Consider the following 17,586-nt stretch of genomic DNA (forward strand, 5'->3'; position numbering starts at 1 on the left):
GCTTCGTCATTTTTTGAGGCTGACATGCGCTACGATCAGGACGACCGTGAAAGCAGCAACGTAGAGGATCGGCGCGGTCAAGGCGGCGGCGGTTTTCAATTTCCGGGTGGGGGCATTCAAATTCCTCTCGGGGGCAAGGGTGGTTTCAGCATCACGACGTTGCTGATCATCGGCGCTGTCATGCTGTTGTTCGGCATCAATCCGCTCGACGTTCTGCTTGGCACCAATGGCCAGATCGGCATGCCGCAGATGCCGCATTCGGATCGGCCGTCTCGTTCGCCTTCCGACATTCCAGGGCTTCCGGGTTCGCCGCAGAAGCAGGCGGCCGGCAATGACCAGGAAGCGGTGTTCGTCAAACGCGTGCTTGCCGATACCGAGGATGTTTGGACTTCGGTCTTCAAGAGCTTCGGGCGGGATTATCCGGATCCGCCGATGGTTCTCTATACGGGCATTACCCGCACCGCCTGCGGCGCAGGGCAAGCGGCGATGGGGCCGTTTTATTGCCCACTCGATCAGAAGGTTTACATCGATCTCGCGTTCTATGACGAGCTGAAGCGGAAGTTCAACGTCAGCGGAGATTTTGCGCAGGCCTACGTTATCGCGCACGAGGTCGGCCATCACGTGCAAAAGCAGCTCGGGATACTCGATCAGGTTCAAAAGCTCAAAGAGCGGGCCGACGACGAAGCGACCGCCAACCAGATTCAGGTTCGGACCGAGCTACAGGCGGATTGCCTTGCGGGCGTCTGGGCCAATCTCAACGATCAGATGAAGAAGCGCCTGCAGCCGGGCGACGTGGAAGACGCGCTCAACGCGGCATCGCAGATCGGCGACGATATGATTCAAAAGAAGATGACGGGCCGTGTCGTCCCGGATGCGTTTACGCACGGCTCGGCCGCGCAACGCGTTCGCTGGTTCAAAGCTGGTTTGGAAACCGGCAAGATGGATGCCTGCGACACCTTCAATACGTCCAGTCCGTGAGAGCTAGCGCCGGTCTCGCTGAAGAGTGCTCTGACTGGCGCGTGCACAAATGAATGAGCCGGAGGACGGGATTACGGATCGCAATCCCGTCCGTCATCGAGCGGCTCTTATAGTTCGGCGCCCTTGAAGTCGCTGATCTTGCAGCTGATCGATTGGGCCGCGAGTTCCTTGCAGAGTTTCTTCGCATCGGCCTTCGATTTGATCGGGCCTGCAATCAATCCAAAGCTCGGGTTCGCTGCTGTTCCGAGGTCGGCATAGCGCGGGCTCAGAGTGCCCAGTTGCTCCGCGTGTACCTGAGCAAGCGTGCTCCAGGTAATCCGCAGGCCGTCAACGGAGGAATCCGTTGCGATCTGAATTCCGATCGGTTTCGGCGCCGGCTTTACGACGGCTGGGCCAAAGCTGATCGCATCACCCGCGTTCGCCGTCTGCGTGCCCTTCGAGATGCTGCCCGTCACGATCGGCGCGCCGACTGGCTGAGCGACTGGCGGCCCAACTTGCGGCCCGACCTTGGGAGCGGCGTTGATGACTTTGGTCGCGGGTGGTCCGCTGGGTGCAGCTTGCGCTTGTGAAGCGCCCGAGGCGAAGTCCGGCACGTCGGGCGTCGGTGGTGGCAGCGGAGCGGCGGACGCCGTCTTCGCCGTGTCTTGGCCGCGAACCTTCTCGTCAAGCGCGGCGAGGTGCGCGCTCAGCTGATCCGTTTGCGTCTGATGAGCAGCGGCGTTCGCCTTGACGCTGTCGACCTCAATCTGAAGTCTTTCCAGCGATGACTTGAGGCCCTCGACGTCGGCCGACACCTTCATCACTTGCGTTTCGCCCAGCATGCGCTCCGCGACGCGGCCACCCGAAAAGTCGGGGAGTATGTGCGGCGCGAGAAACGCTATGCAGAGATAGCCGAGGCCGGCGGCCCCCAGAGTGAACCATATAGCTGCATATGGCGTGGCACCGGTGTTCCTGCGCATCGGCTTGTCGCTTGCAGTCTTGGTCATTGGTCTGTCGTCCTGATGCCTTAGGGGCCGGTCCGCATGGCGGTCCGTTTGCCCCGAATCGTTTTCACCGTGTGGATGAGGTTGGGTCCGGTGTGCGATTGCCGCAATGCCAGCGAGTGCGTTCGGCGCTAGAACCTGTGGACGAATGCAGACTTGCCGCGAGCCACCTATCCTTCGGGAACTCTTGGGCAAAGGGCTATCGGCAAAGATGCTTGAGGCGCCCTGTCGCGGGCGAGCAAATCGATACTTCGAGCAGTACTTGCTCCGGATGGATCGCTGGCGGTATGGCATGATGGGCAATCGGGGGAGCGCACGGCGTCAGCGCTCGCCCTTCGGCTCATTGCAATGACAAAGCAAGGTTTTCCATGAGTGTCCGGCTCTGTCTCTTCGTCGTGTTAGCTGCGGGCAAGGGCACGCGCATGAAGTCGTCCCTGCCGAAGGTGCTTCACAAAGTTGCCGGGCAGTCGATGCTCGCGCATGTCTTGACGACGGCATCGCGCATCGAGGGCGGCAAGATCGCCGTCGTCGCTGGGTCTCAAATGGATGCGGTCGGAACGGAAGCGGTGCGGGTGGTTCCCGGCGCGCGGATGTTCGAGCAAGCGGCCCAGCTCGGGACCGCGGACGCGGTGCTCGCCGCGAAGCCCGCTCTCGATGAGCAGGATGGCGGCGATGTCGTCGTTCTCTTCGCCGATACGCCGCTCGTCCGGGGCGAGGTCATCGAGCGGCTTCGTGCTGCCCTCGATTCGGGCGCGAACATTGCCGTTCTCGGTTTCAGGCCAAAAGATCCAACGGGTTACGGCCGGCTTCTGATCGATGATCATGGCGCGCTGACGGGGATACGCGAGGAACAGGACGCGACCGAAACCGAGCGGGCCATCGGTCTCTGCAATTCGGGCGTCATGGCATTCCGGGTTCCGCGGCTCTCCGAACTTCTGTCGCGGATCGGCAGCGCCAACGCAAAGGGCGAATACTATCTGACCGACGCGATCGAGATCGCGCGTCAGCAGGGGCTCAAAGCGACGGTCGTCGAGTGCGACGAGAGCGATGTTCTCGGCGTCAATACGCGGGAACAACTGGCTGTCGCGGAAGGCATTTGGCAGGCGCGCGCCCGTTCGGCATTCATGCGCGATGGCGTCACGATGATCGCGCCGGAGACTGTCTGGTTGAATTTCGACACGCGAATCGCGTCCGATGTGTCGATCGAGCCCAACGTGATCTTTGCCGCGGGCGTGACGGTGGAAGAGGGCGTTCAGATTCTAGGTTTTTGCCACATCGAAGGCGCGACGATCGGGAAGGGTGCGCGAATCGGACCGTTCGCCCGCTTCCGGCCCGGTGCCCGGATCGGGGCGAACGCTCACATCGGCAATTTCGTCGAGGTCAAGAATGTGACTCTCGGCGAGGGCGCGAAGGCCAACCACCTCTCCTATCTGGGCGACGGGAGCGTGGGGGCTGGCGCAAACATCGGCGCGGGCACGATCTTCTGCAATTATGACGGATACAACAAAGAGAAAACCGAGATCGGCGACGGGGCCTTCATCGGTTCAAATACGTCGCTCGTCGCGCCCCTTAAAATCGGCGCGGGCGCTTATATCGGTTCGGGAAGCGTCATTACCAAGGACGTCAGCCCGGGGGCTCTGGCGATCGAACGGAGCGCGCAAGAAGAAAGGCCGGGGTGGGCCGAGAAATTCCGGGCGGTGATGTCTCGCCGAAAAGCCGCTCAAAAAAAATGATAATTAACCACGCCGGGACTTTGCCGAGAGCGACAGGACACAAAGAGTGCGTTCGTCTGAAACACTCTGTGACTTGAGATGATTGTTAACCGCCCCCATCGTTCGATTTGGGGGAACCTTCTTTGGGGGAGCCGATCCAATGTGCGGGATCGTAGGAATTCTCGGAAAATCATCGGTTTCGACCAATCTGGTCGATGCCCTGCGGAGGCTCGAATACCGGGGCTATGATTCGGCGGGCATCGCGACGGTCGAGGGCGGCGCGATCGATCGCCGCCGCGCCGAGGGCAAGCTACGGAACTTGGAAAAGCGGTTGATCTCGGCGCCGCTCGCGGGCCGCACCGGCATCGGCCATACGCGCTGGGCGACGCACGGCCGTCCGACGGAGCGCAATGCGCATCCGCATATGACGGCGAAGGTCTCGGTCGTGCATAACGGCATCATCGAGAATTTCCGCGAGCTCAGGGCGCGTCTCGAGGCCAAGGGACACAAATTCGAGACCGATACGGACACCGAAGCCGTCGTCCACCTGATCACGGACGAAATGGATCAGGGTGCGGAGCCAGTAGCTGCCGTTCGCAATGCCCTGCAGCATCTGGAGGGCGCCTTTGCGCTCGGCATCATTTTCGCGGGCGAGGACGATTTGATGATTGCGGCCCGCAAGGGTTCGCCGCTCGCCATTGGCCACGGCTCGGGCGAGATGTACCTCGGTTCCGACGCCATCGCGCTTGCACCTTTCACGGACGCTATCACTTATCTTGAAGAGGGCGATTGGGCGGTTCTGCACCGCTCGGGCGCCGAGATCTTCAATCTGGACGGTGAGCGCGTGGAGCGCCCGCTCGTCAAAGCCGTAGCGAGCGCTCTTTTGATCGATAAGGGCAACTACCGCCACTTCATGGCGAAGGAAATTCACGAGCAGCCGGAAGTCATTTCGCACACGCTCGCGAACTACCTCGATATGACGACGGCGCGCGTGCGTTTTCCGGATTTGGGCGTCGATCTCTCGAAAATCAGCCGCGTTACGATATCGGCGTGCGGTACGGCTTATTATGCCGGGCTCGTCGCCAAATACTGGATCGAGCGTTACGCGCGTTTGCCGGTCGACATCGATGTCGCGTCGGAAATGCGTTACCGCGAAACGCCGTTGCCCGAGCACGGTCTCGCGGTGTTCGTCTCGCAGTCAGGGGAAACGGCCGATACGCTGGCGACGCTTCGCTATGCGAAGGCCAATGACCAACGCATCGCTTCCATCGTCAACGTTCGCACCTCGACGATTGCGCGTGAATCGCACACGGCGCTGCCGACGCTGGCGGGGCCGGAAATCGGGGTCGCTTCGACGAAGGCATTCACGTGCCAGCTTGCCGTGCTCGCCTGCTTGGCGATCGCAATCGCCCGGGCGCGTGACAAGATCACGGTCGAACAGGAAATGGCGCTCGTCAAATCGTTGATGGAGGTGCCCCGCCACATCGCTTCGATTTTGAAGAACGATGAGCCTTTCATCGCTGTTGCGCACGAACTCGCCAAGGCCCGTGACGTTCTCTATCTGGGCCGCGGTTCGAGTTTCCCGATCGCACTCGAGGGCGCGCTGAAGCTCAAGGAGATCTCGTATATACATGCCGAGGGCTACGCCGCCGGCGAGCTGAAGCACGGTCCGATCGCGCTGATCGATGAAACCGTGCCGGTCGTCGTGGTCGCTCCCGAGGACGACCTCTTCGAGAAGACAGTGTCCAATCTGCAGGAGGTAGCGGCTCGTGGGGGTCAGGTGATCCTGATTTCCAATGCGGCGCCTGAAAAAGCTGGTTGTAAACTCGCTGCCCACATCCAAATGCCGAGCGTCGACACTTTTGTTGCGCCAATGATTTATGCTGTGCCGACTCAGCTCATCGCCTACCAGACGGCGGTATTGATGGGTACGGACGTCGATCAGCCGCGAAATCTGGCGAAGTCCGTTACGGTGGAATAACCGGCTAAAAAAGCCGGTATACCGGTATAAGAGGGCGGGGGCCCACAATTTGCCTCGTTCAAATGATTGCAATACCTTGAGGGGAGGTTGCGCAATCTAGAACGTGACCATTGGGGAAGGTACGTACAATGACGCAGTTCCACGTGTTGGCGCGCCCGGTGGCGCTCGCTGCCATCGTGACGTGCGTGTTTGCCGGCGGCCTCGCCGGCTGGCCATCCGCGGGCGAAGCTGCCAAGGCAAAGTCCGCAAGCCAGGCGACGCAGGGGCCGAAAGCTGGCCAAAGCGGTGGCGGCGACAGTGACGCCGAACAGAAGGCCGTGGCTATTGCGGCTGCGAAAAAGGCTTACGATGCCGGGCTCAAGGAATATGCTGCCGGCCGTCACCAAAATGCGATTGGCCAGCTGACGATTGCCGTCAAGGCGGGCGTGCTTTCGGCCTCAGAAATGGCGAAAGCCCTTTACACCCGCGGCCTTGCCTACAAACGAGATAACAAGCCCGGCCTCGCTATTTCAGACCTCACAAGCGCGATCTGGTTGAAGAACGGGCTCAGCCCGAGCGATCAGAAATCGGCGATTGCGGAGCGCTCGGAGGCCTATCGCATGGCGGGCCTCGAAGACACGGGCAGCACGCCGGATCAGCGCGTTATCTCCGCCGCACAACCGGCAGCCGGCGCTACGGGCGCCAAGGTCGTTGCAAATCCGGCGCCGGGGCCCAATGCCGGGTCGGCCGGGCTTTCCGCGGCGGCTATTGCCGAAGCGGCCGGCAGCCAGGGTGGTGCGAGCTCCGGAGACGGCACGTCGGCGACGATTACGCGGCAGGACGCCGCCAGCGAGGCCGCGCAGGATGCGGCGCGCGCTCGTGCTACCGCAGCGGGAGAGAGTTCGAGCCTTCAATCTGTTGCGTCGCCGTCCGGATACGGTGGAGACGCAAGCCCGGCACCGCCATCTAGCGGGTCTTCGTTCGGGCAGACGGTCAGCGCCATACCCGGCAACGTCACGGGCTTTTTCTCCAACATGTTTGGAGGCGGATCGTCGTCCTCCGCTGCGCCTCCTGAGGCTAGCAACTCCGTCACAACGGCATCCACAGCCGCATCCGCGCCGGAGACTTCTAGTTGGAGCAACGCGACCGTTGTCGCGCCGGGGGCTACCGCAAAGCCCACGAAAATAGCGCTCGCAGCCGAGACCAACCCAAAGCCCGTCGCGACGAAGGGCAAGTATAAGATTCATATCGCTGCTCTCAGGTCGCGCGCAGACGCCGAGGCGTTGGCGCAGAACCTCATCGCCCAGCATGGCCCCGATCTTTCCAATCACGTGCCGACCGTCGATGAGGCCGTCATCGGCAGCATGGGGACGTTTTATCGCGTGCGGATCGGGGGCTATGCTTCGCAGGAAGAGCCGCGCGGTCTCTGCAACAAACTCCGAAGCAGTGGCCTTGATTGTCTGGTCGTGACAAACTGAGGCTCGCCCGGTCTCCATCGGGCTATCAGCTCGAGTAGGAGAGAATGGCCCCACCGTCTGGTTACGATCCCGGCCCTCGGGGTTCCCCGGCCGCCGACGCGAAGACGGATGCACAGCTGACTGCTGGGCTCAAGCGGCTCGCTAGCGATGACGGCAAAACGGGATGGCGGCTCGGATCGCGGATCCGCAACGCTTTTCTGACCGGTCTCGTCATCGTCGGCCCCGTCACGATCACGCTTTGGATCATGTGGGGCGTCATCCATTGGATCGACGCCTGGATCAAGCCGCTGCTGCCGACGACGTTCAATCCCGATACGTACCTGCCTTTTCCGTTGCCGGGGCTTGGTCTCGTCATCGCCATCGTCGGGCTGACGCTGATCGGCGCGCTTGCCGCCAACCTGCTCGGGCGGACGCTCGTCTCCTCGGGCGAGCTCATGATGTCGCGCACGCCAATCGTTCGCAACGTCTACGGGGCGCTGAAGCAGATTTTCGAGAGCGTCATCTCGACGACGGGCCCGAATTCGAGTTTCCAAAAGGTCGGGATGATCGAATTCCCGTCGAAGGAAATCTGGAGTCTCGTGTTCGTCACGGGCGAGACGACGGGCGAGATCAAGGATGCGAAGCCGGGCGGAATTGAGGATCTTCTGACCGTATTCATGCCGACCGGCATCGTGCCGCCGACCGGGTTCATTTGCTTTGTGCCGCGGTCGAACGTGGTGTTTCTATCGATGACCGTGGAGGAAGCAGCGAAGATCGTGCTCTCGGGCGGCATCGTCATGCCGGACGTCGCCGAGAAAATGAAACGGCTTGCGGCGGCGGAGAAGAAAGCGTCGCGTTTCCGTTTGGGCAGCGACAAGCCTGCTGCTTAGCCTTCTAACTAGGCTGCGCGAAACAGGCGAACCGCTTCATCGCATTCGAAGAGATAGAGCAGCGTTCTGAGCGCCTGACCGCGCGGCGAAACGAGGTTCGGATCTTTCTGAAGAATGAGTTCGGCGTCATCGCGGGCGGCTTCCAGCAACGCCTCACGGCCGGGGACCTCTGCAATCCGGAAGCCCGGCGCGCCACTCTGGCGCGCGCCCAGAATTTCGCCGCCGCCGCGAAGCTCGAGATCCTTCTCGGCGATCTTGAAGCCGTCCTCGGTCTCTTCCATCATCTTCAGTCGCGCTTCGGCGGTTTCACCGAGCGGCGCTTTGAAGAGCAGCATGCAGAACGATTCCCGCGTGCCTCGGCCGACGCGGCCGCGCAGCTGGTGAAGCTGGGCCAAGCCGAAACGCTCGGCGTGCTCGATTACCATGATGTTGGCATTCGGAACGTTGACGCCGACTTCGATGACGGTCGTCGCGACGAGAATTCTCAGGTTGCCGGCGGCGAATGCCGACATCGTCTCGTCCTTCTCCTTGCCCGTCAGTCCTCCGTGCAAAAGGCCGACGCTTTCGCCGAAGATCTGGCGGAGATATGCGAACCGTTCTTCGGCGGCGGCGAGATCCGAAATCTCGGACGTTTCGATCAGCGGGCAGACCCAATAAACCTGCGCGCCTTCTTCGAGCTGGACGCGAACGCGATCGATCAGGCGTTCCAGCAATTCCAGCGGTACGGCCTTGGTTACGACGGGTTTGCGGCCGGCGGGTTTTTCGGTGAGCTTCGATACGTCGAGGTCGCCGTAGTGCGTCATCAAAAGCGTACGCGGAATGGGCGTTGCGGTCATGACGAGGACGTTGGTGTCGCCGTTCGATCCCTTCGATTGCAGCGCCATGCGCTGGTGAACGCCGAAACGATGCTGCTCGTCGATCACGGCGACGGCGAGATCCTTGAACTGCACGTCCGCTTGAAAGAGCGCGTGCGTTCCGATCAGGATGTCGATCTCGCCCGTCGCGAGACGCGATATCACGGCGTCGCGGGCTTTGCCTTTTTCGCGCCCGGTGAGCAGGGCGATCCTGAGGCCTGCCGCGTCGGCAAGCGGTGCGATCGTCTCGATATGCTGGCGGGCAAGCACTTCGGTAGGAGCCATCAACGCGGCTTGCGCTCCGGCCTCAACGGCGACGGCCATCGTCATCAACGCGACCACGGTCTTGCCGGAGCCGACGTCGCCCTGGAGCAGACGCAACATCCGGTGGGCGGCTCCGAGGTCGTCGGTGATTTCGGCGAGCGCGCCCGTTTGCGATCCGGTTAGCGAAAACGGGAGTGCGGCCGTGATCATCGCGCGGATTTTCCCGTTGCCCGACAGGCGCCGTCCGCGTTCCGTCTTCAGGTTTCGCCGTACGAGTGCGAACGCGAGCTGACCGGCGAGGAGTTCGTCATAGGCGAGGCGTTGCCAAAACATGGCGCCGTTCGAGACGTCTTGCGCGTCGGCCGGCCGATGGACGCGCACGACCGCTTCGTTGAATTTCGGCCAGTAGCGCGCTTCGAGCCAACTGGTCTCCTGCCATTCGGGAAGTTCAGGGACGCGTTCGACGGCCTGGCGCGCGGCTTTGAGCGCGATCTTTCCGGAGAGCCCAGCTGTCAGCGGATAGACGGGCTCCAGCAACGGCATCTCGTGGCGGGCTTCGGGCGAGACGATGTAATCGGGATGCGACATCTGAAGCCGCTCGCCGTAGCGTTCGATGCGGCCTGAGACGTAGCGGATTTCGCCTTCGGGCAGCTGACGCTCGATGAATTTATGCTCGGCGTGGAAGAAGATGAGGTCGATGCGGCCCGTGTCGTCTTCGCACGTGACCTTGTACGGGGCCTTGGTGTTGCCTCGCGGCGAGGGCTTGTGTTTCAGCACTCTCAGTTCAAGCGTGACGATGGTTCCGGGAACGGCGGCTGCGAGCTGGGGCTGGCTGCGCCGGTCAATCACGCCGGTCGGCATGTGCCACAGCACATCGACGACACGGGGCTCGGAAACGCCCGGCGGCAGCGCCAAGCATTTTTTCAAAAGCAGAATGAGGCGCGGGCCGATCCCGGCCAGGGTTTGCGCCGACGCGAAAAGCGGATTGAGAAAGGCTGGTCGCATCGTAGAATTAGGCTCGCCGTTGGCAGGTGTCGCGGGGCCGCTACCGTTGGTCGCGGCAATAAGCATCGCCGGGTGCGCTAGGCGCGGGGAGCAGTGGGCGGTATAGGAACCCTTCGCGAATGGCGCACCGTGACGGCCGGCCGGCGCTCAGTCAAGCTGCTGCCGACGCTTTTACCATTGCCATGCAACCCGGACTTCATATGACGGACGATCTCGAGGCGAAGAGGCGGCGTGCGTCTTATCGCGCTCACCACCGCGGCACCAAGGAAATGGACGTGCTGGTCGGGCGCTATGCCGATGGCCGGCTTCGCTCCTATACTCTTGAACAGATCGAGCGCTTCGAGCGTTTCATGACAATTCCCGATCCCTCACTCCAGCAGTGGATCTTCTCCGGCCAGGGTTACAGCGGCATCGAATTCGAGGACCTGCTGAACGATATTCGGGCCTTCCATGGTCTTACGGCAGAGACGAGATAAGACGCATTAGATGACAACAAAAGTGCAAAATTCTCGCGCCGTGTTTACGGGTGTTCCGGAAGGTTTTGACGGCCGCGTCGTTGCCGATATCACGAAGGCTGCGCGCAGCGGCGACCAGCCGGGTCTGCACCTCCATATCGCCCGCGACGACCGCCGGCTCGATGAGCTTCAAGCGGCGGTAGCCTTTTTTGCCCCCGACATCGCGATCGTGCCGTTTCCGTCGTGGGACACCGTTCCCTATGACCGGACGAGCCCCAATCCGGAAATCGTGTCGAAGCGGATCACGGCGCTCGGCCGGCTTGCCGTCGGCGGGCGTAAAAAGCCGACGCTGGTGCTGACGACCATCAATGCGATTTTACAGCGCCTTCCACCGCGCAGCTTCATCCGTGGCGCCGTAAAGACGATCGCGCCGGCGACGAGGCTCGATCCTGCCGATCTCATCAAGCGCCTCGAATCTTACGGCTACGACCGGTCGAGCACGGTCATGGAGCCCGGCGAATATGCGCAGCGCGGCGGCATCATCGATCTTTATCCGCCTGGGCGGAGCAATCCCATCCGTCTCGATTTCTTCGGCGATACGCTCGAGTCCATCAAGGCGTTCGATGCCGAGACGCAGCGCTCGCTGAAGGCGGTTCCGAAATTTTCGCTGATGCCGGTCAGCGAAGTCGCCTTCGGGGAAGCGGCGACGGCGTTGTTCCGGACGCGTTACGTCGCGCTCTTCGGCGGCAATACGGGCGATGATCCGCTTTATGAAGCGGTCAGTAGCGGCCGGCGTTACGTCGGCCAGGAGCACTGGCTGCCGTTCTTTCATCCGAGCCTCGAGACGCTCTTCGATTATCTGCCGGGCGTCGGCGTCAGCTTCGACCATCTGGACGACGAAGCGATCGAAAGGCGGTTTGAGCAGATCCGCGAGCACTACGAGGCGCGCGTCGATTCACTCGAGGGCCAGCGCTTCGGAGCGCCGCCCTACAAGCCCGTGCCGCCCGACCAGATGTTTCTCGACGCCAAGGATTGGGCGGCCGCACTTGGCTCGCGAACGGTCTCGCGTCTGACGCCCTTCGACGATCCCGGCGCGACGAACGTCTATTCGATGCACGGAAAGCGCGGCCGAACGTTCGCGGCCGAACGCGCCAATCCCGACGCCAACGTCTTCGATGCGGCGGTTGCGCATATCCGGCGTGTTCATGCGGAAAACCGCAGGGTCATTCTTGCGGCCTGGACGCCGGGGGCGCGCGAGCGCCTGATCACGCTCCTCGAGGATCATGGTCTCGAGAACGCCGTGAAAGTCGAGAACTTCGAGGAAGTTCTGGCGCTGCCGCCGGGCAACACGGCGTTCGCGGTGTTCGGCATCGAGGAAGGTTTCGAGACGCCCGATTTCGCGGTCGTCGCCGAACAGGACATTCTGGGCGACCGGCTGGTGCGCCAACGCCGTCGCGCGCGCAAGGCGGCGGACGTTCTGACGGAAGCGACGAGCCTTTCCGTCGGCGATCTCGTCGTTCACAGCGATCACGGCATCGGCCGGTTCGCGGGCTTGCAGACGATCACGGCGCTCGGCGCTCCGCATGACTGCCTCGAGCTGCAGTACGCCGGCGGCGACAAGCTGTTTCTGCCGGTCGAAAACATCGAGCTGCTGACGCGTTATGGCGCCGACGAAGGGGATGCGCAGCTCGATCGCCTCGGTGGCGTGGGCTGGCAGACACGCAAGGCGAAGCTCAAGAAACGTCTTCGCGAGATAGCGAACGAACTCATCAAGATCGCGGCGCTTCGGGCGTTGCGGGAAGCTCCCGTGCTCGTTCCGCCGACCGGCGCTTACGACGAATTCGTCGCGCGGTTTCCGTATGAGGAGACGGAGGATCAGGCAGCCAGCATCGACGCGGTGCTCGGCGATCTCGCGTCGGGCAAGCCGATGGACCGGCTCGTCTGCGGTGACGTCGGCTTCGGCAAAACGGAAGTCGCCCTTCGCGCGGCATTCGTTGCGGCAATGAACGGTCTACAGGTCGCCCTCGTCGTTCCGACGACGCTCCTTGCGCGGCAACATTTCCGCACGTTCACGCAGCGGTTCCAGGGTCTACCTGTGAAAATCGCGCAGGCGTCGCGCATGGTTGGGACCAAAGAACTGGCCGAGGTGAAAGCCGGCGTGAAATCGGGCGATATCGATATCGTCGTCGGCACGCATGCTTTGCTCGGAAAATCGATCGAGTTCGCGCGGCTCGGTCTTCTGATCATCGACGAAGAACAGCACTTCGGCGTCAATCACAAAGAGCGCCTGAAGAAGATGCGCGAAGACGTGCACGTGCTGACGCTCTCGGCGACTCCGATCCCGCGCACGCTGCAGCTTGCGTTGACGGGCGTGCRCGAGCTTTCGCTGATCACCACGCCACCGGTCGACCGCTTGGCGGTGCGGACATTCATCTCGCCGTTTGATCCGGTCATTCTGAAAGAAGCGCTGCGGCGCGAACGTTTCCGTGGCGGGCAGACGTATTACGTGGCGCCGCGGATTTCCGATCTCGATGAGATGTCCGAGTTCTTGCGCGAGGCCGTGCCCGATCTCGTCTTCGCGCGCGCGACGGGGCAGATGACGCCGACGGAACTCGAGGACGTGATGACGGCGTTCTACGAGGGCAAGTACGACATCCTGCTGTCGACGGCGATCGTCGAGTCCGGCCTCGATGTGCCGAATGCGAACACGCTTATTGTTCACCGGGCCGATATGTTCGGCTTAGCGCAGCTCTATCAGCTGCGCGGCCGCGTCGGCCGGTCGAAGACGCGGGCTTATGCCTACATCACGACGCCGCCGGGACAGAAGATCACCGAAGGCGCGGAAAAGCGCCTCAAGGTTCTGCAGTCGCTCGATACGCTGGGTGCGGGTTTCTCGCTTGCTTCGCACGATCTCGATATTCGGGGCGGCGGCAATCTTCTCGGCGAAGAGCAGTCGGGCCACATCAAGGAGGTCGGTTTCGAACTCTACCAGTCGATGCTGGAAGAGGCCGTTTCAGCAATGAAGGGCGGCGATCTCGAAGCCGACGACAAGTGGAGCCCGGAGATCCAGCTCGGCACGTCGATCATGATCCCGGAGCCTTACGTTACGGATCTGCAGCTTCGGCTCGGCCTTTACCGGCGGCTGTCGAGTCTAGAGAAGCGGTCCGAGATCGATGCCTTCGCGGCGGAGCTTGTCGACCGCTTCGGTCCGCTGCCGCCAGAGGTCGAGCATCTTCTGGACGTCATGGAGATCAAGGGCCTTTGCCGCATGGCCGGCATCGCGAAGGTCGATGCGGGACCGAAGGGCGCCGTCATTACGTTGCACAAAGCGAAATTCGCGAACCCGGAAGGGCTCATCGCATTCGTGCAGAATTCGCGCGGCGCGCTCAAGGTTCAGCCGGATCAGCGCCTGGTCTATCGCTCCGATTGGGATTTGCCGGAGATGCGTCTGAAGGGCGTGAGAGCGGTCGTTCAGCAGTTCGCAGACATCGCGGCGAAAACGAAGAAGGCGGCTTAAGCGCGATCAGGGGTTTGTCGCGATGAGTGCGGCGAGGGCTTTGCGCTGTATCTTGCCGTTGGGCGTCCGCGGCAGCCGATCTACGAAAACGATTTCGCGCGGCACCTTGTAGGCGGCGAGGTGTTCGCTGGCGAATGCCTTGACCGCGGCCGCGTTCTTCGGTGCTCCTTCGCTCGGAACCACGAAGGCGCCGATGATCGATACGCCGCTTTTGACGCGGATTTCCGTGCAGGCGACTTCGGCGACGCCGGGGCATGGTGCGAGCGCGGATTCGATTTCGAGTGGCGAGACGCGATAACCGCCCGCGTTCATCAGCTCATTCACGCGGCCGAGGTGCGTGATGTAGCCATCGGCGTCGAGGGAGCCCAGATCGCCGCCGACAAACCACTCTCCGCGGTACACTTCAGCCTCTTCGTCCGGACGGTTCCAATAGCCAAGCATCATGCCCGGATCGGAACGGTGGACGGCGATGAGGCCTTCCTGTCCCGGAGGCAGCGGCTCGCTTCCGTTCGCTTCGTCGGCTGGGATGATCGCGACGCGACGTCCGGGTTGAGGCTTGCCGACGGTTCCCGGACGATAGGGAACATCGGGACCTGTCGAAATGTAGGTCGAGATTTCGCTCATGCCGAGCGCTTCGTAGAGCGGCAGGCCCGTTGCGCTGCCCCAGTCTTCGACGAGGCCTGGCGGCGGTGTTTCGCCACCCATCAATCCGTGGCGCAATTTGCCGAGTGAGCCGGGTGTCGGCCGCGCGTATTTCAATATCTGACGGAATACGCCGGGAACGGCCGCGAACAGGGTCGCTCCCGTTGCCGCGATGATAGCCGGCCAAAGCTCGGGTGATTTCTCTCCGGTGCAAACGATGGCTGTTGCGCCATTCGCCCATGGGTCGGTCAGACCAACGCCGAGCGTGAACGTCCAGTTGAACGCGCCGGCGTGGAGCATCCGGTCGTCAGCGGTGATGCCGAACCAACCTTGATACATGGGACTGCGTCCCCTGGCCGAGCGATGGGCGTGCAGAACGCCTTTGGGCTTCGCGGTCGTGCCCGACGTATAGATTAGGAAGGCCGGATCGTCCGCATTGGTCGCCGCGTAATCGGCGCGCTCGGACCTGCGGATGAAAGACGCGATATCTTCGGGTGAGAATTCCATGACGCCGGGTGCGAAGCCGGCCGCAAAAGGTTCGAAGGTCGCGATTGCCGAGGCGCCGCTATCCTCGAGGAGTGCCTTGAGTTCGGGGGGCGTCAACTGATCGGAAAGCGGCAACGCGACGAAGCCGCCGGCAATCGCCGCGAAGAACAGAAGTGCCGATTGGCTCGAATTTCCGAGGCGGATCGCAACTCTTGCGCCGGGCTTCAATCCGCGGGCGGCCAGTCCGCCGGAGAGACGAAGGACGGCATCCTCAATCTCTGCGAACGACCACGTCTCCAATGGGCTTTCAGGCTTGCAGGTATCGTAGACGAGCAGAGCTGTTTTTGACGGCGTTTCATGCGCCGCTCCGCCAATGGCGTATTTCGCCATGTTGAACGAATTGCTGGAGCTCGCTGTCATTTTCCCTCGATCCACCACGTGTCGACGGCATATCCGAAGATCGGCGTCTTATCCGGATGCTTGAGACGCGCCCAGTAGGCGACCCACTGCCGTGGCGTATAAAACAAGGGAACGACGTAGTCACCTGAGAGCAGCACGCGATCGAGCGCGCGGACCGACGATACGAAATCAGTCTCGCTCTCGGCCGCCAGCATGCTCTCGATCATGGCGTCGGCTGCGGGGTTGCGGACGCCCGCGAAATTATAGGAGCCTTTGGAATCCGCCGTCTTGGCTGACCATCGGAACAGCTGTTCGTTGCCAGGCGAAAGCGACGACGGCCACGAATTCTGGATCATGTCGAAATCGAAGCTCGACAGGCGCTGTTGGTATTGGGCGCTGTCGACGACGCGCACCCGGRCCGCGATGCCGAGGGGCGCGAGACTGCGCGCGTAGCTCAGCAGCAGGGCTTCCTGCGCGTTGCTGTTTGCGAGAATTTCGAACGCGAGTTGCTTGCCGGTCTTGGGGTCGATCAGGCGGCCATCCTTGAGAACCAGGCCGGCTTCCGTCAGCAGCGCAAAAGCCGCCTTCTGGTTCGGCCGGTTTTGGCCGCTGCCGTCGCTCACCGGAAACCGGTACGTGCCCTCCATGAATTCCGGCCGGACGGCGTCCGGGAAGGGTGCGAGCAGTGCACGTTCTCGTGCGTCCGCCGGGTGGCCGGTCGACGCCAGATATGAACGTTCGAAATAGCTCTCGGTGCGCTTGAACAGGCCGTTGTAAAGGACCCGATTGCTCCATTCGAAGTCGAAGAGCATCATCAGGGCGCGGCGCACGCGCTGGTCGGCAAAGATCGGGCGGCGCGTGTTGAAGACGAATGCCGTCATGCCGGCCGGGAGGCCGATGTCAAATTCCGCTTTGACGATGCGGCCGTCATGGACCGGCGGGATGTCGTAGCCGCCAGCCCAACGGCCTGGATCGTCTTCGAGCCTCAGATCGATGTTGCCGGACTTGAAGGTTTCGAACATGACGGATGCGTCGCGGAAATAGTCGAAGCGGATATCGTCGAAATTGAAGCGGCCGCGATTGACGGGAAGGTTTTTGCCCCAATAGTCCGGATCGCGGCGATAGCTGATCGATCTTCCCGCGTCGATGTTTGAAACCGTATAGGGGCCGGAGCCGAGGAGCGGTTTCATCCCGGCGGTTTCGAATTGTTCCGGCGTCATGTCGCGGGCAGCGAAAACCGGCATCAGGCCGAGGATCAGCGGCAGCTCGCGGTCGGTTGCATCTTGAAACGTGAACTTGACGCCGCGCTCGCCGACTTTCTCGGCAGCGGTGACTTTTGCGAAATAGGTGCGGTGGTTCGGGCGGCCTTTTTCTTTGAGCAACGCGAACGATTTGACGACGTCTTCCGGGGTGACCGGCTGACGGTCGGAAAAGCGCGCCGCGGGATTGATCGTGAATGTCACGGATTTGCGGTCGGCGGCGACATCGATTGAATCGGCCAAGAGGCCGTAGAGCGTGAACGGTTCGTCGAGGCTGCGCGCCATCAGCGCTTCGACGACGAATTCCCGGATGCCTGACGCGGGCGTTCCCTGCACGATGAGCGGGTTCACGCTCTCGTAGGAGCCCAGCACGCCCAGGGTCAGAGTGCCGCCCTTCGGGGCCTGCGGGTTCACGTAGGGAAAGGCCGTGAAGCCATCACCGAGTGCCGGGGCGCCATGAAGTGCGATTGAGGTCTGCGGAGCGGCCACGGCCGGTAGGCTCGCCGTCAACACTACCCAGAAAATGAGGATAAACTTCCCGAAGGACATTGCCGGTACCTGAAATGCTTTCACCGGCTTGTTACTACGCGATAATCCCGGCAGTGTGGCGCTAACGGACAGCGCGACTTCAGGTCTTCTAACGGGGCCGAGCGGGGGCTGTCCAGCTTGTCGCAGTGGCCGACGAGCAACGATGGCCGATAGCGAGCTGCGGCCCCCAATTGTGC

Annotated in this window: 11 protein-coding genes; 7 read left to right on the plus strand and 4 right to left on the minus strand. The window is 62.1% G+C overall.

Annotated features, from left to right (window positions below):
* Positions 1–24 precede the first annotated feature (24 nt).
* Positions 25–978: a KPN_02809 family neutral zinc metallopeptidase gene (gene ypfJ / locus AC1DK3_RS17850; protein WP_477193593.1), complete on the plus strand. Its 954-nt coding sequence runs from the start codon at positions 25–27 to the stop codon at positions 976–978.
* Between the two features lie 107 nt (positions 979–1,085).
* Here ypfJ and AC1DK3_RS17855 read toward each other — a convergent pair whose 3' ends face one another.
* Complete coding sequence (locus AC1DK3_RS17855; protein WP_477193594.1) at positions 1,086–1,964, minus strand: SPOR domain-containing protein; 879 nt, start codon at positions 1,962–1,964, stop codon at positions 1,086–1,088.
* 365 nt (positions 1,965–2,329) lie between these two features.
* Between AC1DK3_RS17855 and glmU the strand changes: the two genes are divergently transcribed.
* The 4 genes from glmU (at position 2,330) to AC1DK3_RS17875 (ending at position 7,980) form a co-directional block, all read left to right on the plus strand.
* Positions 2,330–3,694 (plus strand): bifunctional UDP-N-acetylglucosamine diphosphorylase/glucosamine-1-phosphate N-acetyltransferase GlmU, encoded by a 1,365-nt coding sequence (glmU, locus tag AC1DK3_RS17860; protein ID WP_477193595.1) that lies wholly within the window; start codon positions 2,330–2,332, stop codon positions 3,692–3,694.
* 139 nt (positions 3,695–3,833) lie between these two features.
* On the plus strand, positions 3,834–5,654 hold the full coding sequence (glmS, locus tag AC1DK3_RS17865) for a glutamine--fructose-6-phosphate transaminase (isomerizing) (protein ID WP_477193596.1): 1,821 nt from the start codon (positions 3,834–3,836) through the stop codon (positions 5,652–5,654).
* A 128-nt stretch (positions 5,655–5,782) separates the two neighbouring features.
* Complete coding sequence (locus tag AC1DK3_RS17870) at positions 5,783–7,111, plus strand: SPOR domain-containing protein (protein WP_477193597.1); 1,329 nt, start codon at positions 5,783–5,785, stop codon at positions 7,109–7,111.
* Positions 7,112–7,155: 44 nt separating this feature from the next.
* Entirely contained in the window at positions 7,156–7,980 is an 825-nt protein-coding gene (locus tag AC1DK3_RS17875; protein ID WP_477193598.1) for a DUF502 domain-containing protein, read from the plus strand.
* Between the two features lie 8 nt (positions 7,981–7,988).
* Here the strand turns inward: AC1DK3_RS17875 and recG are convergent, their stop codons facing one another.
* Complete coding sequence (gene recG, locus AC1DK3_RS17880; protein WP_477193599.1) at positions 7,989–10,103, minus strand: ATP-dependent DNA helicase RecG; 2,115 nt, start codon at positions 10,101–10,103, stop codon at positions 7,989–7,991.
* Between the two features lie 119 nt (positions 10,104–10,222).
* Between recG and AC1DK3_RS17885 the strand changes: the two genes are divergently transcribed.
* Together AC1DK3_RS17885 and mfd are read left to right on the plus strand one after the other, a co-directional pair.
* Positions 10,223–10,579, plus strand: a complete 357-nt coding sequence (locus AC1DK3_RS17885) for an FAD assembly factor SdhE (protein ID WP_477193600.1) — start codon at positions 10,223–10,225, stop codon at positions 10,577–10,579.
* Positions 10,580–10,589: 10 nt separating this feature from the next.
* Positions 10,590–14,075 carry a transcription-repair coupling factor gene (gene mfd / locus AC1DK3_RS17890; protein ID WP_477193601.1) on the plus strand — a complete coding sequence of 1,162 codons (3,486 nt, stop codon included), beginning with the start codon at positions 10,590–10,592 and terminating at the stop codon, positions 14,073–14,075.
* Positions 14,076–14,081: 6 nt separating this feature from the next.
* Here the strand turns inward: mfd and AC1DK3_RS17895 are convergent, their stop codons facing one another.
* Together AC1DK3_RS17895 and AC1DK3_RS17900 are read right to left on the minus strand one after the other, a co-directional pair.
* Positions 14,082–15,623, minus strand: coding sequence for a class I adenylate-forming enzyme family protein (locus tag AC1DK3_RS17895; RefSeq protein ID WP_477193602.1), 1,542 nt, complete (start codon positions 15,621–15,623; stop codon positions 14,082–14,084).
* Entirely contained in the window at positions 15,620–17,410 is a 1,791-nt protein-coding gene (locus AC1DK3_RS17900) for an extracellular solute-binding protein (protein WP_477193603.1), read from the minus strand. Before AC1DK3_RS17900 ends, AC1DK3_RS17895 begins: the two co-directional genes overlap by 4 nt.
* Positions 17,411–17,586: the final 176 nt, after the last annotated feature.

Source organism: Hyphomicrobium sp. 01T421 (assembly GCF_056398805.1).

Coding starts and splice junctions, on each gene's coding strand:
- glmS (WP_477193596.1), top strand. CDS start 3,834: ATGTGCGGGATCGTAGGAATTCTCGGAAAATCATCGGTTTCGACCAAT.
- ypfJ (WP_477193593.1), top strand. CDS start 25: ATGCGCTACGATCAGGACGACCGTGAAAGCAGCAACGTAGAGGATCGG.
- glmU (WP_477193595.1), top strand. CDS start 2,330: ATGAGTGTCCGGCTCTGTCTCTTCGTCGTGTTAGCTGCGGGCAAGGGC.
- AC1DK3_RS17855 (WP_477193594.1), bottom strand. CDS start 1,964: ATGACCAAGACTGCAAGCGACAAGCCGATGCGCAGGAACACCGGTGCC.
- AC1DK3_RS17875 (WP_477193598.1), top strand. CDS start 7,156: ATGGCCCCACCGTCTGGTTACGATCCCGGCCCTCGGGGTTCCCCGGCC.
- recG (WP_477193599.1), bottom strand. CDS start 10,103: ATGCGACCAGCCTTTCTCAATCCGCTTTTCGCGTCGGCGCAAACCCTG.
- AC1DK3_RS17885 (WP_477193600.1), top strand. CDS start 10,223: ATGGCGCACCGTGACGGCCGGCCGGCGCTCAGTCAAGCTGCTGCCGAC.
- AC1DK3_RS17870 (WP_477193597.1), top strand. CDS start 5,783: ATGACGCAGTTCCACGTGTTGGCGCGCCCGGTGGCGCTCGCTGCCATC.
- AC1DK3_RS17895 (WP_477193602.1), bottom strand. CDS start 15,623: ATGACAGCGAGCTCCAGCAATTCGTTCAACATGGCGAAATACGCCATT.